The organism is Nocardia sp. NPDC051929 (genome assembly GCF_044548645.1).
Lineage (GTDB): Bacteria > Actinomycetota > Actinomycetes > Mycobacteriales > Mycobacteriaceae > Nocardia > Nocardia sichangensis.
This window is the reverse complement of record NZ_JBIUCG010000030.1, coordinates 89,572-112,249: the sequence shown is the minus strand read 5'-3', so window position 1 is coordinate 112,249 and position 22,678 is coordinate 89,572. Positions and strand designations below refer to the sequence as shown.

The 22,678-nt window shown below is 67.3% G+C and carries 21 protein-coding genes; 16 read left to right on the top strand and 5 right to left on the bottom strand.

The features are described from left to right. Window positions 1-3: 3 nt before the first annotated feature. Window positions 4-1,515: a leucyl aminopeptidase gene (locus ACIHAX_RS33555; RefSeq protein WP_397281609.1), complete on the top strand. Its 1,512-nt coding sequence runs from the start codon at window positions 4-6 to the stop codon at window positions 1,513-1,515. Between the two features lie 203 nt (window positions 1,516-1,718). On the opposite strand, the gene ACIHAX_RS33550 is transcribed toward ACIHAX_RS33555, so the two are convergent. After that, window positions 1,719-2,081 (bottom strand): oxidoreductase, encoded by a 363-nt coding sequence (locus ACIHAX_RS33550; RefSeq protein WP_397281607.1) that lies wholly within the window; start codon window positions 2,079-2,081, stop codon window positions 1,719-1,721. A 260-nt stretch (window positions 2,082-2,341) separates the two neighbouring features. Between ACIHAX_RS33550 and sucB the strand changes: the two genes are divergently transcribed. The 7 genes from sucB to ACIHAX_RS33515 all read left to right on the top strand — a co-directional run bounded on the left by sucB (window position 2,342) and on the right by ACIHAX_RS33515 (window position 10,548). Next, complete coding sequence (gene sucB / locus ACIHAX_RS33545; RefSeq protein WP_397281605.1) at window positions 2,342-4,108, top strand: 2-oxoglutarate dehydrogenase, E2 component, dihydrolipoamide succinyltransferase; 1,767 nt, start codon at window positions 2,342-2,344, stop codon at window positions 4,106-4,108. 19 nt (window positions 4,109-4,127) lie between these two features. Next, on the top strand, window positions 4,128-5,036 hold the full coding sequence (locus tag ACIHAX_RS33540) for a TIGR01777 family oxidoreductase (protein ID WP_397281603.1): 909 nt from the start codon (window positions 4,128-4,130) through the stop codon (window positions 5,034-5,036). Beyond that, window positions 5,033-5,569 (top strand): N-acetyltransferase family protein, encoded by a 537-nt coding sequence (locus tag ACIHAX_RS33535; RefSeq protein WP_355072888.1) that lies wholly within the window; start codon window positions 5,033-5,035, stop codon window positions 5,567-5,569. The genes ACIHAX_RS33540 and ACIHAX_RS33535 overlap by 4 nt, the downstream gene beginning before the upstream one ends. Before the next feature lie 359 nt (window positions 5,570-5,928). Further along, window positions 5,929-6,675 (top strand): lipoyl(octanoyl) transferase LipB, encoded by a 747-nt coding sequence (lipB, locus tag ACIHAX_RS33530; protein WP_397281601.1) that lies wholly within the window; start codon window positions 5,929-5,931, stop codon window positions 6,673-6,675. 10 nt (window positions 6,676-6,685) lie between these two features. Continuing rightward, entirely contained in the window at window positions 6,686-7,726 is a 1,041-nt protein-coding gene (lipA, locus tag ACIHAX_RS33525) for a lipoyl synthase (protein ID WP_355072885.1), read from the top strand. 130 nt (window positions 7,727-7,856) lie between these two features. Further along, entirely contained in the window at window positions 7,857-9,290 is a 1,434-nt protein-coding gene (locus tag ACIHAX_RS33520; protein ID WP_364427869.1) for a DUF234 domain-containing protein, read from the top strand. A gap of 670 nt (window positions 9,291-9,960) precedes the next feature. After that, entirely contained in the window at window positions 9,961-10,548 is a 588-nt protein-coding gene (locus ACIHAX_RS33515; protein ID WP_364427866.1) for a transglycosylase SLT domain-containing protein, read from the top strand. A 185-nt stretch (window positions 10,549-10,733) separates the two neighbouring features. On the opposite strand, the gene ACIHAX_RS33510 is transcribed toward ACIHAX_RS33515, so the two are convergent. Together ACIHAX_RS33510 and ACIHAX_RS33505 are read right to left on the bottom strand one after the other, a co-directional pair. Beyond that, entirely contained in the window at window positions 10,734-11,423 is a 690-nt protein-coding gene (locus tag ACIHAX_RS33510) for an esterase/lipase family protein (protein WP_397281598.1), read from the bottom strand. Between the two features lie 538 nt (window positions 11,424-11,961). Further along, window positions 11,962-13,182, bottom strand: coding sequence for a helix-turn-helix domain-containing protein (locus ACIHAX_RS33505; protein WP_397281596.1), 1,221 nt, complete (start codon window positions 13,180-13,182; stop codon window positions 11,962-11,964). A 274-nt stretch (window positions 13,183-13,456) separates the two neighbouring features. Between ACIHAX_RS33505 and ACIHAX_RS33500 the strand changes: the two genes are divergently transcribed. From ACIHAX_RS33500 to ACIHAX_RS33470, 7 genes are all read left to right on the top strand, one after another. Then, entirely contained in the window at window positions 13,457-13,672 is a 216-nt protein-coding gene (locus tag ACIHAX_RS33500) for a hypothetical protein (RefSeq protein WP_397281594.1), read from the top strand. Further along, window positions 13,669-13,878, top strand: coding sequence for a hypothetical protein (locus ACIHAX_RS33495; protein ID WP_364427856.1), 210 nt, complete (start codon window positions 13,669-13,671; stop codon window positions 13,876-13,878). Before ACIHAX_RS33500 ends, ACIHAX_RS33495 begins: the two co-directional genes overlap by 4 nt. Before the next feature lie 249 nt (window positions 13,879-14,127). Next, complete coding sequence (locus ACIHAX_RS33490; protein WP_397281592.1) at window positions 14,128-14,502, top strand: hypothetical protein; 375 nt, start codon at window positions 14,128-14,130, stop codon at window positions 14,500-14,502. Between the two features lie 192 nt (window positions 14,503-14,694). Next, a complete protein-coding gene (locus tag ACIHAX_RS33485) occupies window positions 14,695-15,204 on the top strand; it encodes a DUF3558 domain-containing protein (protein WP_397281590.1) in 510 nt (169 codons plus the stop codon). Between the two features lie 22 nt (window positions 15,205-15,226). Next, window positions 15,227-15,595 (top strand): hypothetical protein, encoded by a 369-nt coding sequence (locus ACIHAX_RS33480; RefSeq protein WP_397281588.1) that lies wholly within the window; start codon window positions 15,227-15,229, stop codon window positions 15,593-15,595. Window positions 15,596-15,608: 13 nt separating this feature from the next. After that, window positions 15,609-16,892, top strand: coding sequence for a hypothetical protein (locus ACIHAX_RS33475; protein WP_397281586.1), 1,284 nt, complete (start codon window positions 15,609-15,611; stop codon window positions 16,890-16,892). Window positions 16,893-16,953: 61 nt separating this feature from the next. Beyond that, on the top strand, window positions 16,954-17,715 hold the full coding sequence (locus tag ACIHAX_RS33470; RefSeq protein ID WP_364427841.1) for an ESX secretion-associated protein EspG: 762 nt from the start codon (window positions 16,954-16,956) through the stop codon (window positions 17,713-17,715). A gap of 1,122 nt (window positions 17,716-18,837) precedes the next feature. Here ACIHAX_RS33470 and ACIHAX_RS33465 read toward each other — a convergent pair. After that, window positions 18,838-18,963, bottom strand: coding sequence for a hypothetical protein (locus ACIHAX_RS33465; RefSeq protein ID WP_397281584.1), 126 nt, complete (start codon window positions 18,961-18,963; stop codon window positions 18,838-18,840). Window positions 18,964-18,985: 22 nt separating this feature from the next. On the opposite strand from ACIHAX_RS33465, the gene ACIHAX_RS33460 reads away from it, so the two are divergent. Beyond that, the gene (locus ACIHAX_RS33460) at window positions 18,986-19,207 is read left to right on the top strand and encodes a hypothetical protein (protein ID WP_355072857.1); all 222 of its coding nucleotides are present in this window, start codon (window positions 18,986-18,988) and stop codon (window positions 19,205-19,207) included. A gap of 25 nt (window positions 19,208-19,232) precedes the next feature. Here the strand turns inward: ACIHAX_RS33460 and ACIHAX_RS33455 are convergent, their stop codons facing one another. Continuing rightward, window positions 19,233-22,676 (bottom strand): phosphotransferase, encoded by a 3,444-nt coding sequence (locus ACIHAX_RS33455; protein ID WP_397281582.1) that lies wholly within the window; start codon window positions 22,674-22,676, stop codon window positions 19,233-19,235. Window positions 22,677-22,678: the final 2 nt, after the last annotated feature.

Sequence of the window (22,678 nt, the reverse complement as noted above, 5' to 3'; positions counted from 1 at the left end):
CCAATGACCGCTGTTGCAGATCGCTCGCTCGGACCGGAACTGGCACGCACCGAGACCATCGGCGCGGACACCGATGTGCTCGTCATCGGGTTGACCTCCTCGGAGGACGGTCCCGCCATCGTGCCCGAGGACCTGTTCGGCGACCTGCTCACCGCCGACGTGCGCACGGAACTGCTCGATCAGCTCGGCGTGGTGGGCGCCAAGGGCAAAGCCGAGGAGCTGACCCGCATCCCGGCGCCGGTCGGGCTGGACGGCGTGAGCAGCGTCCTGGCCGTCGGCCTCGGCTCCGCCGAGAAGCTCGACGCCGAGCAGATCCGCCGTTCGGCGGGTGTGGCCGCCCGCTCGCTGTCCGGCACCGAACTGGTGGTGACCACGCTGTCCGGGCTGGATATCGGCGCCGCCGCCGAGGGCTTCTACCTGGGCGCCTACTCGTTCACGCCGTTCCGCTCGGACAAGTCGGCGCCCAAGCCGGACGAGCGGCCGGTGGCCCGCGTCGAGTTGCTCGTGCCCGAGCCGGGATTCGGCGAAGAAGCCTTGTTCCGTGCGCAGGTCACCGCCGAGGCCGTCGCCACCGCACGGGATTTCGTGAACACCCCGCCCAGCCACCTGTTCCCGGCCGAGTTCGCGTCGCGTGCTCAGGAACTCGCCGAGGCCGCGGGCCTCACCGTGGAGGTGCTCGATGAGAAAGCGCTGGAAGCGGGCGGTTACGGCGGCGTGCTCGGCGTGGGCAAGGGTTCCTCGCGCCCGCCGCGCCTGATCCGGATCACCTACGCGGGCGGCCCGAAGAAGGTCGCCCTGGTCGGCAAGGGCATCACCTTCGACACCGGCGGCATCTCCATCAAGCCCGCGCAGAACATGGAGAACATGACCTCCGACATGGCGGGCGCCGCCGCCGTGATCGCCACGACGCTGCTGGCCGCGCGGCTGAGCCTGCCCATCACCGTCACCGCGACCGTGCCGATGGCGGAGAACATGCCGTCGGCCACCGCGCAGCGCCCCGGCGACGTGCTCACCCAGTACGGCGGCATCACCGTCGAGGTGCTCAACACCGACGCCGAGGGCCGGTTGATCCTCGCCGACGCGATCGTGCGCGCGAGCGAGGACGACCCGGAGTACCTGATCGACGTGGCCACCCTGACCGGGGCGCAGATGGTCGCGCTCGGCACCCGCACGCCCGGCGTGATGGGCACCGACGACTTCCGCGACCGGGTCGCCCGCATCTCCCGCGAGGTCGGGGAGAACGGCTGGGCCATGCCGCTTCCCGCCGAACTGCGCGGCGACCTGAACTCCAAGATCGCCGACCTGGCCAATGTCGCGCCGCACCGCTGGGGCGGCATGCTCTCGGCCGGGCTGTTCCTCAAGGAGTTCGTCCCGGAGAACGTGCAGTGGGCCCACCTCGACGTGGCGGGCCCGGCCTATAACACCGGCGGTCCGTTCGGCTACATCGGCAAGGGCGGCACCGGCGTCCCCGTTCGCACGCTGATCGCCGTGCTCCAGGACATCGCCGGGGAGTGAGCGCGACGCGCGTCGTCCGGGACGACTCCCGGACGACGCGCACAGGCCACCCCGCCCGACCGCATCACGTGTTCCATGCTCCTGGCCGGACTCCGGACCGACATTCCGGCGCGGCCGGCTCGCGTCACTGACGGCAAGCGAGACGGCTCCGCGGCACCCCCACGGGTCCGGCGGGAATCGGGCGCAACGGACAATCCGACGGCTCAGAGGTCGTACAGATCTCGCTCCATTTCGCGCTGCCGCTCCACTCGCTTACGCGCGTCGTAGTCGCGCATGCGTTGCGGATACCCGGTCTTGCGGACGTCGTAGACGGGGATGTGCAAATCCTTGGCAAGCCGTTGCGCCCCGCGCTCGCCGACGATCCGGCGTGTCCATTCACCATCCGCGGCAATAAGGACGACTGTGACATCTGTCACCGTGGTCTTCGGTTCGATGCAGCCCTCGACGCCCACGTGCGTGCGCACCCAATCGGCCAGATAACGAGCGTCCGGCCCGGACACCGAACCCCCACGTGAAGTGCCGCCACCCCAGGCGGCGCCGCCGCGGAAACGATCCAGCAAACCCAACGACGCCGACCTCCTTTCCTGCACCGGAGAATGTTCACCGCCGGTCTTCCCATACTGCCAGCTCCGCGCAGTACGCCGCCCTGTGCTACATGGCTTGCGCGCGAGTGCAAGGATGGACCGCGGTACAAGAACCACACGGATCTCCGGTGCCACGCACAATGATCGGTGGCTTCCGGACTCCCGTCGCGACCCGCGCCGGGCGTCCGCAGTGAGATCAACTGTTGTAGAACCCCGTCGAGCAGTCAGAGGAGTCAACGGACATGGCCTTCTCCGTCCAGATGCCCGCTCTTGGTGAGAGCGTCACCGAGGGAACGGTGACCAGGTGGCTGAAGCAGGAAGGAGACACGGTCGAGGTCGACGAGCCGCTGCTCGAAGTCTCCACCGACAAGGTCGACACCGAAATCCCGTCCCCCGCGGCGGGTGTGCTGTCGAAGATCGTCGCGAACGAAGACGACGTGGTCGAGGTCGGCGGCGAGCTCGGCGTGATCAGCGAGCCCGGTGAGGCGGCTTCTTCCGCTCCCGCGCCCGCTCCCGAAGCCGCGGCGCCCGCGCAGGAGACCCCGGTCCCTTCGGAGGAAGCGCCTGCCGCCGAGCCCCAGCCCGCTCCCGCCGAGCAGCCCGCGCCCGCCGCCCAGGCCGCTCCCGCGTCGTCGGGTGACGGCACGCCGGTGAAGATGCCGGAACTCGGCGAGTCGGTCACCGAGGGCACCGTCACCCGCTGGCTGAAGGCGGTCGGTGACGAGGTCGCCGTCGACGAGCCGTTGCTCGAGGTCTCCACCGACAAGGTCGACACCGAGATCCCCTCGCCCGTCGCGGGCACCCTGCTGGAGATCTCCGCCCAGGAAGACGACATCGTGGCCGTCGGTGGGCAGCTCGGCGTCATCGGCAGCGGAGCACCGGCGGCCGCCGCCCCGGCTCCCGCGCCCGCCCCGGCACCTGCTCCGGCACCTGCTCCGAAGCCCGAACCGGCCCCGAAGCCCGAACCGGCCCCGGTCGCCGCCGCCCCGGCTCCCGCGCCCGCCCAGGCTCCGGCTCCGGCTCCCAAGCCCGAACCGGCTCCCGCGCCCGCTGCCGCGGCGGCCGCCGAATCCTCCAACGGCGCAACCCCATACGTCACTCCGCTGGTCCGCAAGCTGGCCGACGAGCACAACGTCGACCTCGCCGCGATCACCGGTTCCGGTGTCGGGGGCCGCATTCGCAAGCAGGATGTGCTCGCCGCCGCCGAGGCCAAGAAGGCGGCTGCTCCCGCCGCGGCCGCGCCCGCGGCACAGGCGCCCGCCGCCGCCCGTTCCCAGCTGGCCCACCTGGTCGGCACGGTGCAGAAGGCCAACCGCATCCGCCAGATCACCGCGACCAAGACCCGCGAGTCGCTGCAGACCACCGCGCAGCTGACCCAGGTGCACGAGGCCGACGTCACCAAGATCGCGGCGCTGCGCAATCAGGCCAAGGCGGCGTTCAAGGAGCGCGAAGGCGTCAACCTGACGTTCCTGCCCTTCTTCGCCAAGGCCGTGGTCGAGGCGCTGGGCGTGCACCCGAACGTCAACGCCAGCTACGACGAGTCCAGCAAGGAGATCACCTACCACGCCTCGGTGCACCTCGGCATCGCCGTCGACACCGAGCAGGGCCTGCTGTCCCCGGTGATCCACAACGCCAGCGACCTGTCGCTGGCCGGGCTGGCGCGGGCCATCGCCGACATCGCCAACCGGGCCCGCAACGGCGGACTCAAGCCCGACGAGCTGGCCGGCGGCACCTTCACCATCACCAACATCGGCAGCCAGGGCGCGCTGTTCGACACCCCGATCCTGGTTCCGCCGCAGGCGGCCATGCTGGGCACGGGCGCGATCGTCAAGCGTCCGGTCGTCGTGACCGACGAGACCGGCAACGAGTCCATCGGCGTCCGCTCGATGTGCTACCTGCCGCTTACCTACGACCACCGCCTGATCGACGGCGCCGACGCCGGGCGCTTCCTGACCACGATCCGTCACCGGCTCGAGGAAGCGGCGTTCGAGGCCGATCTCGGCCTGTGAGGAAGGTCCCGCGGCACGTATGAAGGTCGTGATCGCCGGCTCGTCCGGGTTGATCGGGACGGCGCTCGTCGCGGCTCTGCGCCGCGACGGGCACGAGGTCGCCAGGCTGGTGCGCAGGAAAACCGCGGGTCCGGACGAATTCGCCTGGAACCCGGCCCGCGCCCACCTGGACGAGCGGGCGCTTCGCGGCGCCGACGCCGTGGTCAACCTGTGCGGCGCGGGCGTGGGACGGCGCCGCTGGAACGGCAGTTTCAAACAAGAGCTGCGGGACAGCCGGATCACGCCCACCGACGTGCTGGCCGGGGCGGTGGCCGACGCGGGTGTCCCCGTGCTGCTCAACGCCAGCGGCGTGCACTACTACGGCGGCGCGACCGGCGATCGGGTGGTGGACGAGTCATCGCCCGCCGGTTCCGGATTCCTGGCCGCGCTGTGCCGTGACTGGGAGAAGGCGACCGAACCCGCCACGGCGGCCGGGGTGCGCACCGTGCTGTTGCGCAGCGCCGTGGTGCTGTCCCGGGCCGGTGGCCTGCTCGGCATGCTGCATCCGCTGTACGCGGTCGGCTTGGGCGGGCGGCTGGGCAACGGTCGCCAGTACACGCCGTGGATCTCGATGGCCGACGAGATCGGCGCGATCGTCTTCGCGCTCACCCATGACACGATGTCCGGTCCGATCAACGTGGTCGGTCCCGCACCGGTCACCAACGCCGAGTTCAGCCGCGCGCTGGGCCGGGCGCTGCATCGCCCGACTCCGCTCGTCGTCCCGGCATTCGCGCTGCACGCGCTGGTCGGCGAGATGGCGCGGGAGGCGATCCTGCACGGCCCGAGGGCCATTCCCACCGCGCTCGAGGAAGCGGGCTACCAGTTCCACCATCCCACCATCGGCGCCGCGCTCGCGGCCGCGGTGGGACGACCCGGAGATGTTCGATGACCGACCGACTCGACACCAGGCCCGCCACCGTCATCCGCGACGCCACCACCGACGATCTTCCGGCGATCCTCGACATCCACAACGCGAATATCGCCACGTCCACCGCGATCTGGGACACCGAGCGCGTCGGCTTGGACGAACGGCTCGGCTGGTTCCAGGCCCGCACCGGCGCGAGCCTGCCCGTGCTGGTCGCCGAGATCGGCGGGGAGCTGGCCGGTTACGCGAGCTACGGGCCTTGGCGAGCCAAATCGGGATACCGCTACACGGTCGAGAACTCCGTGTACGTCGACGAACGCTTCCAGCGTCGCGGCATCGCCACCGCCCTGCTCACCGAGTTGATCGACCGTGCGCGCCGCGCGGGCGCCGTGCACGCCATGATCGCCGCCATCGAATCCTCCAACACCGGTTCGATCGTGCTGCACGAACGCTTCGGCTTCCGCACCGTCGGCGTGCTGCCCGAGGTGGGCCACAAATTCGGCCGCTGGATGGATCTGACCCTCATGCAGCTGACCTTGCCGGTCGAGGTCGACTGACCCGCATCTTCGCACCTCACCTGCCGAATCTCGCGCGGAGTACCAGTTGTTCGCGCGGCAATGCGCTCGTCTACGCAGGGCGGCCGGGCCGTAGTCGAGCCTCGGCGTCGCTGCGAGCGTGTCCTTCAGATACTGCGGTCTCGGCACCTGCCCGCGAGACCCCATCGCATGGACCTGGCGACAGCCTCCAGGATGCGAGATCGCCTGTCTGAGATCAGGCCGAACAAGGACCGGGAACCTTCTCCGGTCAGCGTAAGGGCAACCCTCCAGCTCTCCACCTGGCAACCCCGCCACGACTGTGGGGGTTCCCACATCCAGGTGCTGGAACCGGCCGTCCCCGTGGGCGTACCGTCGTCGCTGTGATCAACCCGCGCACCAGCCGGTCCGCCCGATTCGATACGACCCCGATCGTGGTCGAGGATCTCGGACTCATCGACTATCACGCCGCCTGGGACCTGCAACGCGGCATCGCCGAGCAGCGCGCCGACGGCAACGGATCCGATCATCTGCTGCTGCTCGAACATCCGTCGGTGTACACCGCGGGCCGCCGCACCGAGGCCGACGACCTGCCCATCGACGGCAGTCCGGTGGTGCAGGTCGACCGCGGTGGCAAGATCACCTGGCACGGTCCGGGCCAACTGGTCGGCTACCCCATCGTGCGGCTCGCCGAGCCGGTCGACGTCGTCGACTACGTGCGCCGCCTCGAGGAGGCGTTGATCACCGTGTGCACCGGCCTCGGTCTGGTCTGTGGCCGCGTCGAGGGCCGCTCGGGCGTCTGGCTGCCCGCCACCGAGTTGTACGCCGAACGCAAGATCGCCGCGATCGGGGTGCGCGTGCAGCGTGGCGTGGCCCTGCACGGCGTCTCGTTCAACTGCAACGCCGCCATGGACGGGTTCCAGGCCATCGTCCCCTGCGGCATCCGCGACGCGGGCGTCACCACGTTGACCCGCGAACTCGGTCGAGAAGTGACCGTCGCCGAGATCAAGCCGCTGGTGGCCGACGCCATCATCCGCGCGCTCGACGGCGACCTGCCGGTCGGCGAGCACGATATCTCCCGCGTCACTCCTGGTGACACCACCCCGCGTACCACGAACGCGACGGCGTAAGGTCGATCAAGTGACCTCAGTCGATACCCCGACACCACACAACGCGTCCGCACCCAACGGCCGCAAGCTCTTGCGCATCGAAGCCCGCAACGCGGAAACCCCCATCGAGCGCAAACCCAAGTGGATTCGCACCCGCGCCACCATGGGGCCCGAGTACTCCGAACTCAAGGGTTTGGTGAAGCGCGAAGGCCTGCACACTGTTTGCGAGGAAGCGGGCTGCCCCAACATCTTCGAATGCTGGGAAGACCGCGAGGCCACCTTCCTGATCGGCGGCGAACAGTGCACGCGCCGTTGCGATTTCTGCCAGATCGACACCGGCAAGCCCGCCGCCCTGGATCGCGACGAGCCCCGCCGCGTCGCCGAAAGCGTCCAGGCCATGGGCTTGCGCTACTCGACCATCACCGGCGTCGCCCGCGACGACCTGGAAGACGGCGGCGCCTGGCTCTACGCCGAAACCGTCCGCGCCATCAAGCGTCTGAATCCGCACACGGGCGTGGAACTGCTGATCCCCGACTTCAACGCGAACCCCGACCAGCTCGCCGAGGTCTTCTCCGCGCGCCCGGAAGTGCTGGCGCACAACCTCGAAACGGTTCCGCGCATCTTCAAGCGCATCCGCCCGGCCTTCCGTTACGAGCGCTCCCTCGCGGTCCTGACCGCCGCCCGCGAAGCCGGTCTGGTCACCAAGTCGAATCTCATCCTCGGCATGGGCGAAACCCCCGAGGAAGTCACCCAGGCCATGCGCGACCTGCACGAGGCAGGCTGCGACATCCTCACCATCACCCAGTACCTGCGCCCCTCCCCCCGCCACCACCCTGTGGACCGCTGGGTGAAGCCGGAGGAATTCGTCGAGCACTCCGAGGCGGCCGAGGAAATCGGCTTCGCGGGCGTCATGGCGGGCCCCCTGGTCCGCTCCTCCTACCGGGCCGGGCGGCTCTACGCCCAGGCGATGGCCCACCATGGCCGCGAGATCGCCCCGGAAATGGCGCACCTCGCCGAAGAAGGCACCGCCTCCCAGGAGGCCAGCTCGGTGCTGGCCCGCTTCGGCAACTGATCCTTACTGTCGGCCCTCGCGCACAGCCTTCGCGCGCGAGGGCCGACGCGTGTCCGAAGCAGACCACACTCTCGGTGAGTAAACTAAGATTGATTCTTAGTAAGTTGTCACCTTAGTTCAGGAGGCGAGTGTGGAGTTCACCGGAAGGTCCGCAGACCTCGACCTGCTCACTCGTCAATTGAACTCGGTGATCGAGGGCACCGGCACCACCCGGGGCCGTGCCGTCATCGTGACCGGTCGCCGACGGGTCGGTAAATCGCGGCTCGTCCAGGAATTCTGCGATCGTTCCGACCACGGCTACCTGGTCTTTCAGGCAACGCGCGGGCGCAATCCCGTTGCCGAGCGGGAGGAGTTCACCGCTACGGTCGCTCAGTCCGGGTTCGGGCGCGCGGAGTTGATCAGCGGGTTGCAGGCCGGCGACTGGAATCAAGCTCTCCGGTCCCTGGCGATCGCCTTACCCGATGACGCGCCCTGCATCGCGGTCATCGATGAGGTGCCGTGGCTGGTCGAACAGGATCCGGAGTTCGAAGGCGCGTTGCAGACGGTGTGGGATCGCCACCTGTCGGCCAAGCAGGTGCTACTGCTCCTGGTCGGCAGCGACATCTCCGTCATGGAGGCCCTCGGATCACGCGACCGGCCGTTCTTCGGACGCGCGACGAAAATGACCATCGAACCGCTGCATTTGGCCGATGTGCAGGCCATGACCGGCCTCGACGCCGCCGACAGCGTCGACGCGCTGCTGATCACCGGCGGGTTCCCCGAGATCGTGAGTTCGTGGCGCCCAGGAATGAGCCGTACCGACTTCCTGCGTGACGCGGCCGCGAACCCGCTGGCTCCTTTGCTCGTGGCAGGCGAGTTGTCGCTGCTAGGGGAGTTTCCGGAGGGAATGCGCTCGCGCGCGGTCCTGGAAGCCATCGGCAGCGGAGAACGAACCTTCAGTACCATCGCCGCCCAAGCCGGTGGAACGAACGCACTGCCCGCGGGCACCCTCAATCCGCTGCTGAACATGTTGCAGGACAAGCGAATCGTGGCTGGCGATCTTCCGCTGTCCACGAAGCCGGATACCAAGAACAAACGCTACCGAATCGCCGACCCCTATCTCCGGTTCTGGCTCGCCTTCCTGGAACGCGGCATTCCACTCATCGAACGCGGCCGTGGCGATGTCGCACTGAACCGGATCGAACGTTCCTGGACCACCTGGCGCGGACGCGCTATCGAACCGCTGGTCCGCGAATCCCTCATGCGTCTGCTGCCCGATGCGAGGTGGCCGGACACCGAGGCGGTCGGTGGCTGGTGGAACCGGCAGAACAATCCCGAAATCGACCTGATCGGGGCCGATCGAGAACCGGTCGCCAGGGCGGTGCATTTCGTCGGCTCGATCAAGTGGCTCGAAGATCGCCCGTTCGACCGCCATGATTACGACAGTCTCGCCCGTTCACTGTCCGCAGTGCCCGGAACCGATCACGGCACCGCACTCGTAGCCGTCTCGCGTTCCGGCGTCGCGAAGAACTTGCCGCTGGCATTGCATTGGGGGCCAGAGGATCTCGTTCGAGCATGGGAGTGAATCTCGATCCGAATCGGTCTGTTGAGCCGAGCGGACGCCCGGATAATCTGCGTCCACGACTCGAGGATGCCGAGCGGTGCGAACGGAATCGACTCAACGGACGGGCGGAACTTTTCGCGGAGCGCGATCTTGCAAGCCGGTAGGAGTGGTTGCGAGGTAGTCGCGAGGTAATTGCCCATGCCCGCTCCGAGTTGTCAGGGGCACAAGCGTGGATACAGAGTTCCGGTAATCGGATCGAGACCAAGTTGGTCTCGTTACTGCAAAATACTAATTTGTGGTCCAAATCACGTTTGTTAGCAAAATGCCTGGTAGTGGCGTTGATAGGTATAGCCGATCGGCGCTTACAAGATCGCTTATCCGGATCATTAACTGACTGTTTGCCGTGCGTTAACCAGCCGTGATCAAGCTGAGATCAGGTCTGAGAGGGACCTGGGAAACAGCTCCACAGCCCACGGCTTGTTTCTCTTCGGGTACGGCAGCGGCACCGACGGGCATCGCCCCCGAGTTGTGCACCGCGTCGCGCCGCCAGGAATTCGAACCCTGGCCTTCACAACGAAATCCGAAAACCGCACACGAGCCGAGATGGCGAACACCTTACCTGGTGCCCGCCGTGGATCCGCGCTGGGTTTTCCCGGCCGGATCGCCGCACGAACAAGGAACTGATTTCTCGATGTCTGACGCACGCCTTTCTTTCCTCCGCCGCCCGTCCCTTCGTAAGGGCGCTGCCCTCGCCGCCACCGTCGGCGTGATCGCCGTCGGCTTCTCCGCCGGTGTGGCGGTGGCCGATGACAGCGCTCCGGCGCCCGTTACGCCGGTCGCCGCGCCGTTCGACCTCCCGGCTCTGCCGGGACTGCCCGCGCTGCCCGAGCTGCCCGCGTTGCCAGGGCTGCCCGCGCCCGCGCCCGAGGGTCTCGTGCCCGCCCCGCCGCAGGTCTACGAGAACAACCTCGACGGCTGGATCCGCCAGTCCCTCGACGTCATGCGCCTGCACGGCATTCCGGGGAGCTACGACGGCATCCACCGCAACATCATGCGCGAATCCGGCGGCAACCCCAAGGCCATCAACCTGTCGGACTCCAACGCCGCCAAAGGCACCCCCTCCAAGGGCCTGCTCCAGGTGATCGACCCGACCTTCAACGCCTACCACGTCGACGGCACCGCCTTCGACATCTGGGACCCGGTCGCCAACATCACCGCCGCCTGCAACTACGCGGCTCATCGGTACGGCTCGATGGACAACGTCAACGGGGCCTACTGAGCCTCGAACTCGGATCCGGCAAGCGCCTCCTCGTCTCCTCGACGCGGAGGCGCTGCCGTTTCCGGGTGCGACCGCACCACCGCGGCACCGCTGTTTCGGCCCTGTCCCCACGACTCGGGCTGGACTTCCTCGACGCGGAGGCCGTCGACGCTTGCGGACAGCTTTGCCGGGCTGGGCTCAGCCGACTACTTCACGAAGTCGCGCACGCCCTCGAAAACCGTCGACGAGGACAGCAGCGCGATATGGCCGAGGCACGCCGTCTGGGTATTGGTGGCACCGCTGAGAATCGTGCTCTGATCGGGGTTGATGATCTCATCGCACGGCGACCACCAGGTGCCGTAGTTCACCCGGCCGGGGGTTTCGTCGGTGCTGTTGAGTTCGGCGAGGAAGGCTGAGCCGGGCCGCATCTCCGCGCAGGAGGCGTCGAAGCATCCGTTGGCGACGTCGGTGCCGTGATTGGGGCCGGCGATGGAGACCCAGTCGTCGACGAAATTCAGGCCGTCCAGCTTCTTCAGGTACCAGCGACTGTTGAGGCCGCCCATCGAGTGGGAGATGATGTCGACCTTGGCGGCACCGGTTTTCGCGCGCAGCGCATCGGCCTGCGCTTTCACCTGTAGTGCGATGTCCTTGTTCGACTGGGTGGTGTCGTAGCTGAATCGTGCCATCTCTTCTGCGGAGTATCCCGCGTCGAGGAATCTGCTCCACATGTAATCCCAGTCCGCCGCCGATCCGTGCCAGCCGTGGACGAAAAGGATCGGATCTCGCGCCGGCGCCGCAGCCGCCTGTGGCGTGGCGATGCCGAGTGCGGCCGTAGCCGTCGTGACCAGGGTGATTGCGGCCATGCCTAGGCGGCGCGTGATCGATGTGATGCGCATGACTTGACTCCGATCTGCTCGCTGCACTGCGAGCAGACAGAAGGTAGCGCCTCGAAGCTCATCCGGGGGCATTGTGAGACTTGGTTGTTTCAACTCGTCGCCGAGTCCTTGGATCTGTCGCGACATTCCGCGAAGAAGGTCCCGGGGGAAGCTACGCCGCGCCGACGAGCTGGCAGCAGAGGGCAGGCCGGGAGAGGAGTCCAGAGCCTCGAACCCGTGCCCGTTGAAGTCGCGGGCCGCCTACCGTCCATACGATTCCGAATACTCACGTCAGCCCGGCAACGAATCCGACCGGCTGATGCTTGTGCCGACGCCATCACCACCGCCCGCTGAATCCGGACCAGCCGCTTGCCGCGCTGCGAGATATGGGCAAGCTTGCGGCTGCCACCCGATCGTGGGGTTACCGCATCGAATTCCGGACGTGGCATCAGGGACGGCACGGCGCGCCAAGACCCACCTTCGAGCTAGACCTCGATGCGGCGAGTCCTGGTTCGCGCTTCCCACGAGCTGGTCGATGCCGACCAACGGATACGAGGTATCAGACTTGTGCCGCGCGCCGGGCCAAGAAGTCTCGAACCTCTGGAACCCGGGAATGACCGCGAACCGTATTCGAGATGGCATCGATGCGTTGATGCAGGCGTGTGGACGCGAGTCCGGCGATGGTGTCGTAGTTGTCGGCGAGCAGTGAGCATGCTCGTGCGACGTCACCGGCGCTGACCAAGTTGCGCGCGAGGTTGAGCTGCCACGCCGCCCGCTCCCTCGGCCAAGCCGATGAGCCGTCGATGGCAGCTTGCATGTGTGTCGTTGCTGCCGCGTGCTCTCCGACCCACATTTGGGCTTTGCCGGTGATGAAGTTCAGTTCGGCCTCGGGCAGGAACACCCACTCCGGATCATGCCCCCGAGTAGATTCATACGCACGGAAGGCCCGGCTGATCGCCGTCGTCATCGCGGTCTTGTCTCCACGCGCACCGTGGGCTTCGGCTTCCCGAACCGCCATCAGCGCACGCAGTTTCGGCCCGCCTTGACGAAAAGATGCCTGTGAGGCGGCCTGCGCGTATTGCACCGCCAAAGGGTTCTTTCGCATATCTCCGGGAAGGCTGATCATCAGACAGCTGGCATTCCCCAGCGCATGCGCCGCAGCGATCCCGTCACCGGCGGCATTGGCGGCGTTCGCGGCGTCCGCGTAATACCGCCGAGCATCGTCGAGACGCCCGGCGTCGTAGTGCACCCAACCGGCGGCGGTCATCATCTCGGCGGCGGCGCTGGTGAGCGCCCGACCAACCGCCTCGGTGTAACTCCCCTGGTCGAGAAGCTGCTCGACATAGCGGACCTGATTGGCCGCCACCCGGCACAAACGGTCGCCGCCGACCACCAGATCCAGTTCGTGGATCTGATTCACGCTGTCGATGATCGCTTCGACATCGCTCGCGCCGACTTTCCCTGCGGACGCCGACGCGGCGTTCGCGGCGGCGGAAACCGACATCATGGCGGCCCCCGCGCTTACTGATGCCCCTGCTTTGAAGAAGTTGCGACGGTCCACATCTGCCTCCCGGTCCGACTCCACTACCAGTATGGCAAGCGGAACGTCCAGTGCACGGGCTACGAGCCGCAGGACCCGGACGTCGTGCGAGGCCGGGCCGCCGCGCTCCAGACCCGAGACGGCGGGCTGCGAGAAGTTGATGAGCGCGCCCAATTCCGTCTGCGTCATGCCGACGGATTTCCTGATGCGCCGAATCACTTCGCCCGTGGTCATGTACATGGCCGAGCCCCCCGATCGTTGGTCGAATTTCCCCACAGCTTTTACCCCGAAAGCGATTGCACCGGCAGGATATACGGCTCTTCGCATAGCCGGAACGGAAATCGCGATCCGTGCTCCCACCTCGGTGTTCGCGCGACCTACGTTCGGTCGCGGGTGCCCGGTACCGGGGCGACGCCGCACTCTGCGCGGCGCACCAGCTCGCCAGAGTGGCGGGCCGGTGGCGACAGCCCCCGGTACCGGGCATCGGTCGATCCGCGAGACAGAGAGGTTTCCCGTGTCCACGCATTCCCTCGCCATGTACCAGCTCATCGCCCTGTGTGACGCGGCCGCCCACCAAGCGCCGATGCGGCCGCTCAGCATCCGCCAGGCCCATGAGGTGATGCAGATCCATGTGGCTTGCCGCGCGAAACACTGCGCACGCAAAGCGGCGGCGCGACAGGTGCTGGTCGACAGCGGACGGATGGTGCCGGACCCGAGCAGGCCGCAGTGACGGCAGCTGCTCCCGGGCCGCCGAACCGGCGCCGCCACATCCAAATCGAAACCGGTCCGCTGCGCCTGGACTACCAGGCGAGCGCCGAACAGGCCGAAAGCGTCGCACGCGCACTGGCGCAACGGTTCCCGGAAATCACGGTGACTGTGGACGACGACCTGGACGACGATCTCCCGCACCTTCCTTGCGCACAGCTGTGGGACTGATCGCTCCGCGCCGCCACCCCTTCATCCTCGAAATGCGAACGGAGACTGCAACGATGCGATCTGCCCAACTCGAACAAGGCCGACTCCACCCCGGTTCGTGCTGACGGAGCGGCCATGAATACCGATCCCGCCTCCGATCCCACACTCACCCGCTGCCAGCGCTACCGGCACGTCTACGGCCTGCCGTGCTAGGTACACCAGGAAACTCGGCGAATCACCCTGCGCGCGGGAGACGTAGGCGCGGTCACCGTGCCCGAACAGCTCGGCAGAATGGTCCACTCCGACCTCGCCGGGCAATACTTGCTCGGCCCCGTCATCGCACACGGCTCCGGACGCTGGACGATCCTCGTCCGCCCCGACGACACCCACCAGCTCGCCAACGACACCGACATCTTCGTCGCACTGCTGCGCGCCTCCGCGACGATCGTCCCCGACGGCGGCGAGATCCTGCTGCCCTCCCCCGCCGACGAACGAACTGGATACCGCCGGTGGGTCGTCGCACCACGCGACGCGTTCCGCCCGCACATCAGCACCGTCGTCCAGTCGATCATCATCTGCGCGGACCGAACTGCACACCACCACTATGGGTTCCAAAAGCCCGACCAGCCGCGAGACCAACCCTAGCAACGCTCACCCACCTGCGCGCCCGTCGATCAGATGACGCAACGACCCGAAGCTCCTGATCCGAACGAACCGAATCCGATGGAACCGGAGACCCTGTATATGCGTCATAGACTTCAGGGACGACTTTGACGGCCCGGATCGGGAGGCTTCGTGGGACGACGGACGAGGGCGACAGTTGTAGCACTCGCTGGGGTGGCGCTGGTCGCTTCGGGGTGTGATTCGGGCACGAACGGGACTGCCACGCCCAGCACGACGATCGACACTTCGGCGGCCACGGCCGCCCTGTGGGATCCGTGCACGCAAGTGTCGGACCAGCACCTGCAACGGATCGGCGTGGTCTCGTCCACGAAGAAGTCGGGCATCGCTGGTGTCGAGCAACCAGGATGGAAGGTTTGCTCTTGGCATGATGCGGCTTCTCAGTGGAATTACTCGCTGGGAGTGTGGTCGACGATCTACTCCATTGATGATCTCAGGAAGAAGCCGGAGAACACCGACTTTGTGCCCATCAATGTCGGCGGCCGCGACGGATTTCGTTTCCGAAACACGTCCGATGTCGACGGAGAAGATTGCGATCTGGCGTTCCCCGCAGATCAGGGCGCACTACAGATCACTGTCTTCAACACATCGCCTAAGAGCAACCTAGCGCCATGCGATCGGGCCATGAACGCTGCAGAAGTGCTTGCGCCGACGTTTCCGCGCTGATCAGGGAGAACTTTCTATGTCGATGAGCGAGGAGGTATCGCGGTGGCGATACCTTGCCAATGAGGCCAATGCTGGCAGGCTTTATCTCGACCGCGCGGTCGCAGAGAGTTGCCGGGATGCTTGTAACCGTCAGATCGATCTGTATGTCACTCTCCTCGAAGACCTGAAGATGATGGCCCGGGTAACCGGCCTCGGCGACTTCGACTGCTCCAACGATCTAGCTAACATGCTGGGCGCCAAGGCAATCGGCGGCGACGGCGATGTGGACTCCGCGCTCAAAGAACACATCGAGGTCCTGACCCTGATGCGTGATACGATCCAGATTTCCGTGGACCGCATCGGCGCGACGGACGACTCCAATGCGCAAGACACGAGCAATCTGCTGAACTGACCGGGGGATAATCATGGGCCTGCCGTTCTTGGTAGCGATTGGCGCCGCGCTGTACGAGCAGTCGAAATCCGGCCCGCCGGACAGCGGTTCGCGCGACGAGAGCCCCGACGCGGCCATCGCGCGGAACCGCATCACCGAAATCATGCGCGCCGGTAGTGATTTGCAGACCCAGTCGCCGAAAGTTCCGGAGAGCGCGTACAAGAACCCGGACGGCATGGACGATCTCTATCAACGCGTGCAGGCGATGTCGATCGATGGAGTCGTCGCGCTGCACCAGCGGTGGGAGTCCATTCGCAACCGGCTCGAGCAGGGTTTGCAAGGTTTCGCCCCGGAGATCGGCAAGGCCATGGAAGGCAAATGGGAGGGGGCGGCGGCGAAGGCCGCGGCGGACGGGATCAAGGAATATGTCGACAAGTCCGGCGGACTGATCAGTTCGGTGCAGATCGTCGCCGAGAAGGTGAAGATCATCCGGTCGGGTATCGAGGTCACCCGGCCCGCCGTGCAAGAAGCACCCGCCCATACGTGGACCAGCAACGTCGCGAGTTGGGTGCCGGGCCCGACCTGGAAGCTGAACCAGCATCGCGAGGACGCCGCGCACGACGCGTCCGTGAACGTCGTCAAGAACGTCTTCTACCCTGCCGTCCGGGAAGCCGATACCGGCGTTCCACTGGTGCCCAAGCCGTACAACCCGGTGCACAATTCGAGCGATCAGCCGTACACGCCGAACAACGGCTGGCAGCCGTCGTCGTCCGGCACCGGCACCGGCACCGCCGACAAAGCCACCACGGCGGACCCAGCACAGCAACCGGGTACCGAGAACACGCCGGAGACCACCGTCCCGTCCAGCACGAATCCTGTTGCCGAGCAGGAAAGCACGACCGAACAGAGCGCGACCACACCCGCGAGCACGAACCCGTCGACCCAACCGGCGAGCACCAATCCCGGAACCGATCCATCGCTGACCCGCCCCGGAACACCGAGTCCCGGATCTCCCGGCACGCACAGCCCGGGCACACTCAACCCGAACGCTCCCGGCCTCGGCGCTCCCGCACCGGGTCGCAGCATCAACGGTGTCCCGGGCGGCGTTCCCGCCGCCGCTTCCGCGCGGCCCGGCACCGGTCGGCCGAGAGCGAGCGGCATGCCGGGCATGATGGCGCCGGGCGCTCGCGGCAAGGGCGACGACGACAAGGAGCACCAGACGAAGGACTACCTGGTGAACCAGCGCAACGGTGAGGAACTCACCGGTCTCGGTGCGGAGAACAGTGTGAAGTCGGTGCCACCGGTGATCGGCGAATGAGCCGGACCGGTCTCGACGCCACGCCACCACGCGCGCGGTCCATGACGAAGGAGCCGGTCGCATGAGCCGACGGGACTGGTCGTTCACCGCGCTCGGCTTCACGGTGCTGTGGCGGGCCGTCGAGCGCGACGTGCTGCCATACCCCTTGCAGTATCGATCCACGGCGGAGACCGTCGCCGATTACGAGTCGGAGTGGAAGTCCGAAGCCGCCGGACTGCACCGTCGCCTCGACGAGTCCCTGTACAGCGCTCTGCGTGTGCTGGCCGAACCCGAGGCACGCATCGAGATGGCGGGATTCAGCGGGGAGGACAAACTGCGCGTCCACGCGGCCGTCCATTATCGGCATGCCGTGCTGCTGGTACAGGAGCCCACCGCATCGCCGGATCGCGGTGGAGCCGTGCACATGTCACTGATCGCTGCGGAGAGCGTGAGCCGTCGGGTCATCGACCACCTACCCGACGCCGCACGCGGCAGCGGCCCCGGCATCGAGATCTCCCGGCACGAACTCGACGCCGAGGACGAGGAACCGTACCGCGTGGGCGCACCGGCCCCGCCCCGGGCCCGAGCCGAGCAGTTCTTCGAACGCCCCCGCACCACCATCGCCCACGTCGCGGTCTACGCGGGCCCGGCCTGGGACAACCGCCCGGCGCCCGCCCGCGGCTTCCACGTGATGGACTACCCCGACGGCCGCTACCTCGTCCGCAGCGGAACCACCATCAAGGCCGTCCCCGCCGACACCACGGAAGTGCGAACCCAACTCGACCGGGTCGTACACGCAACGGTCGCGGCCTTCCGCGAGGAAAACGATCCCAGCTACACCTGACCCACCTAGCCGGGACCAGGCGCGCCAGAGAAAGTAGCCAACGATCCAGCGCCGCAAACGCACCGGAGTCCACCAGCCCGATTCTCCGGACAAGACCTTGATTTCGGTGGCAGGCCTTGTTCGATGGCCTACGTGTGGTGTACCGGCTCAGCGACGACCGGATCGTCGAACCCGGCTGAGCGGGGAGACGACCAGAGGCCGAGAGGTCCTGCACAAGTCGATCGGGACCACGCCGCCGAGCGGGGACAGCGGGCTGCTTCACTCTACAGCCCGCGCACCGGACACAAGAGCTGCTGCAACCACTGCACGTCGACCAGCCCCCGCCGAACTGTAGTTCAATCCGATGACGCGGGCATTACTCACGCCACGTATGTACTCACCCCCGGAAGAACGCGCCCGGCTCCACAACGGCCGCCGAATCAACCCGCCACGGTGACCGTGACTTCGTGTGTGGCCCCAGCGAGGGATCGCCCGCCGCAACGACGCCATCGCTCGGAGCAAGTTCGAGTCCAGCTGGGTCCGGAGCTTGCGGGGCACTCGCGCCTGGCGAGAGGTGGCGGGGTGCTGTGGTCGATGAGCGACGTACGCTGCCCCACAGACGATTTCGGCATCAACCGCAGTGCCTGTTGCGCCACGTAGTCGCCACGTGAACGGCCCATCAGCCCGACAACGGCCCATCGATGCAGGTCACACCGCTACTCCCGCCAGTGACAACAAACACAGCGCCGGGTGAACATAACCTTGCCCTATGCCTCGCTGGAGTACGCACCGACGGAAGCCGGCGGAGGTGGGACGGCTGGCACGAGTCGGCGGGGATCCCGAATCATTCTCGGCAGCAACACTTTCCAGATCAATAACCAGATCCATCACCGCCGCCGCGAGTGGGCCCGGCGCATCGTCGAACGCGCACAACCAAGCACCGCCGCAGCCACGAGTACATCCGGGCGCACTCGCACCGAAGAGCGAATCCGATTCGCAGACCACAGTGATGGCGATGCCTCCGCTGCCACCACCACGTCAGGACGACGCGCCGCACCGGCTGCATCACTCGGGCGCGGCCGCTTTCGTCGGACTCTGCGTCGGTGTGGTGCTCCTGCTGGTGTCGGGGTGTCTGCTGGTGAATCACCCGACGGGGACGTCGGCGTCATCCACGGCGCTGCGCACCAGCGCACCGAGCACTCCGGCACCTACGTCCACCGTGCGAACGACCGCGCCGGTAGCCGCTCCCCCGCCCGTCCGGACGGGCATCGGTGTCACCTTCGGAAAGGTCGTGGCCAATGACGGCACGACATTGGTGGTCAGAAACGCGTTCACCAGCAGCAGCGTCAAGGTCCGCGCCGACGCCAACACCAAGGTGAACGTCCTGGTTGCCAAACAGGCGACGGACATCCGCGTCGGCGCTATCGTCGCCGTCTACGGACGGCAGTATCCCGATCACACGATCGTCGCGGAGTTCATCACCGGCATTTCGATCGGGGCCCCGACCCGGTGAGCACGGGCGTACGCGGATCGCCGCGTCAATCACGCCCGCGCAACGCCGCTTCCACCGCCGCGTCGTCGACCGGCTCGGTCTGTCCCCACACGTCTCGCGCCAGCCGCAGCTTTCCGCACATGCTGGCCACCAACGCCGCCTCAGCCGCCGCGTCGGCCCCGCCCTGCCCGATTGCTTTGCGGTAGCGGACCGCATCGACGACAACCGATTTGACCCGCTCGTGTGCGAGGTAGGTCCGCAGGTCGCGACGCCATCGCCCGATCGCGGCCTCGGGCTCGGCGGCGACCCACGCGGCGAGGAACGCCTCCTGCTCGTCCGGCAGGTAGCCCATCTTGTGCAGATGCGTGGCCACGTCGTAGACCGGATCGCCGTACAGCGCGAATTCCCAATCCAGGAATACGACCCGATCGTTTCGCACGATCATGTTCTTCCGGTGCACGTCGGCGTGCAGCATTCGAAAAGGCCTGGCCTCGAGCGTGTCCCACGCCGCGAGGATGTGCTCGAGCGGCTGATCGGGCACACCCAAGCGGCGGTACAGCTCGCCGAACTCCGCACTGCTGTCACGGTGCACGCGGGCGGTGACGGCGGACAATCGGCGCGCGAACCCAGCGGGTTCGTCACCCCAGTCCGGCTCGACCGGCGGCAGTAGATCTCGGGGGATGCGCCGAAGTTCCCCGAACAGCGCCGCCACATCCGCCGGTACATGAGCCGGAACTCGGACCCCGCGCGGCGCGATGCGATCCAGCAGGTCGCCGTCGATGTAGTCGTGGATCTGATAGGCGGGGTGAACCGATTCCCAGCGCAGTCTCGGCGCCGCGGCGACGAAGGGCTCGATCGCGATCAGCACCGCGGGTTCGGGCCATTGCCGCAGGTCCATCACATCGGCGCCGGCTACCGGAATCCGCACGTTCACCGCACCGGCGACGCCGTCGACGCGGACGTTGTGGTTGTAGTACCCCGCGGCCGACTGCGATCGGGACAGCGCTTCGACGTACATCGCCTCGGCGTCGACACCGATCACCCGGGCGATCACGCGTGCGGCGTCGCGGTCCAATCCCGATCCGGGCGTCGGCGGCTGAATGCGCGACCGCGCGGCCGCCGCGGCTTCGGAGATGTCGGGTTCGGTCCAGCCGTACAGCGCCAGGACCGCTCGCGCGACGAGGACCAGCCCCGGATAGACGTTCGCCCCCTGGAATTCCGCGATGGCCCAGCGGGCACTGCGGACGGCATCGTCGCGCCTCCCGCGGCGCGCGAAGACCCCCGCGCGGAACAGTTCGGCCCTGGCCCGACCGGAGCGGTACCCGGCCTGCTCGAGAATCTCGCACGCTTCGGCGAGCGCGTGCTCGGCGGCATCCAGCTCCCCGAGCGACAACCGCGCCAGACCCAATGCGGTGTAGGCCTTTCCGAGTTCGTGCAACGCGCCGAGTTCACGCTGCCGCACGATCGCCGCTCCGGCGGCCTCGATCGCCCGGGCCGGGTCCGTGAGCGCCAAGAGTTCCGCCAGGTTCGTCGCGACATTCGCCTGTCCGACAACGCTGCCCGCGGCTCGATAATGGGTGTCGGCCTCCGTCAGATACCGGGCGGCGCGTTCGGTGTCGAACGCCAATCGGTAGGCGAGATGACGCAACCGGGCGATGTCGCCGAGGAACTCGTGGTCGTCCTCCGCCATCGCGACGAGTTCCTCGCACATGCTCAGCGCCTGACCGAATCGGCCCTGGCACATGTGCAAATCGGCCGCCCACTGCCCCGCGACGAGCCGGGCCCGCCCCGATCCGCGCGACCACACGTCGTGATAGATGGCCAACGCGTCGTCGGTGTCGCCGAGTATGCGGCGTGCGTTCGCCGCGGCGACTGCCAACCGCTCCGCGATCGGGCCGGTCCGGTCCAAAGCGACCTCCCGGGTGAGCCGATCGGCTTGTTTGGCGTCGCCGAGCAGCACCGCCGCTTCCGCTTCCAGGCACCGCGTGAGTTCCGACAGTTCCGCCATACCTGTCAGGTTCTCATGCGGATCGCTCAGATAGCGGTCCAGATCGCTGATCACTCCGCCGATGCCCTGGCTGCCACCCGCCGCCTCGATCCGGTCGACGTATCCCAGCAACGTCACCGCGGACAGCAGCCCGGACCGGACACCGTGATATCCCGCCTCCCGCAAGGCCGCGACCCGGCCGAGCGACCGTTCGGCGCGTGCGAACCACAGGTCGTGCAGCACCCCGTGCAGAGTGCGCCGGACGTCCGGGTCCAAACGCCACTGCAACGCGTCCACCATCAATTGGTGCAGCTGGAAGCGCTCACCCTCGTCGTTCTCGTCCGCCGCGTACACGAACGAGTACGCGACCAGGGACTTCCACGCGGCGATGTGGTGCGGTAGCTCGAACTGCCGGGCGACCGCGGTGAAGATCTCCCGATCGAAGGTGCGCGGCAGGCCCAGCAGTTCCAGCATGCGAACTTCGTCGGGGCGCACGTGCTGGAGGAAACGCTCGAGAATCGTTTCCGGAGACACCAATTCGGCGGGCGTCACCCAACCCGCGCGGGTACGGGCATCGATGGCCAGATGCAGATAGAACGGGACACCCGCGCTCGAAGCGGCGATCGCCGCGCGCTCGTCGGGATCCTCGATGCCGGAGGAGTCGAGCAATTCGAAGCGGGCGTCCATCGGCAGGTCGTCGACGGGCACGGCCCGGATGCGGGCCGACCACTCCGAGTCGTGCCGCTCCCAGCCCAGCGGCTCGCGGCTGGCGATCACCACCAACCCGGTGTCCAGCTGCGCGACCACATCGCGTAGCCAGGCATCGGACGCCGCCGCGCGGCCTTCACGATCGGCGCCGCCTATCAGCGCTTCGTAGGCGTCCAGGAAGACCACATACGGTTTCCCCTCCGTCCCGCTCTTCAGATCCTCCGCGAACAGGTAGGAGACGGCTTCTTCCAGGCCCGCGAGACTCAACCGGTCGAGTTCCCCGAGGACCGGATCGTGGCGGATCCGGTGGGTGCGGATCACCTTGCGAGCGCCGAGTTCGAGCAACCGGGTCGCGGTGCCGAAGACCGGGATGCCGGTGGCGTCGTTGAGGATCTCGGTCAGGATCTCGCTGTGCTCGGCGAGCGCGAGCGCGTCCGAGGTCAGGCGCAGATGCGGGTGCATGCGCTGCCACAACACCGCGCGGGCGATGTCGAAGCGGTGGAACTTGATCTTCTGCGCGCCGAACTGCATGCGCAGCACGGCGAGTCCGTCCGCGGCCTGGCGATGACTCGGAACCTGCAGGTCGAGCACCGCCGCCGGGTGTTTCTTGCCGACCCGCGCCCGCAGTTCGGTGACCAGCCGGGACTTGCCGATCCCGCCGACACCGCCGAGCAGCATGACGCGGGGATGCCCGGCGGCCTCGGCGAGCAGTTCGTCGAACCGCGTCAGCACCGGCGCGCGGTCGACGAACGGACGGCTGGTCGATCCCGGCTGGAACCGCGCGGTCAACACCATGG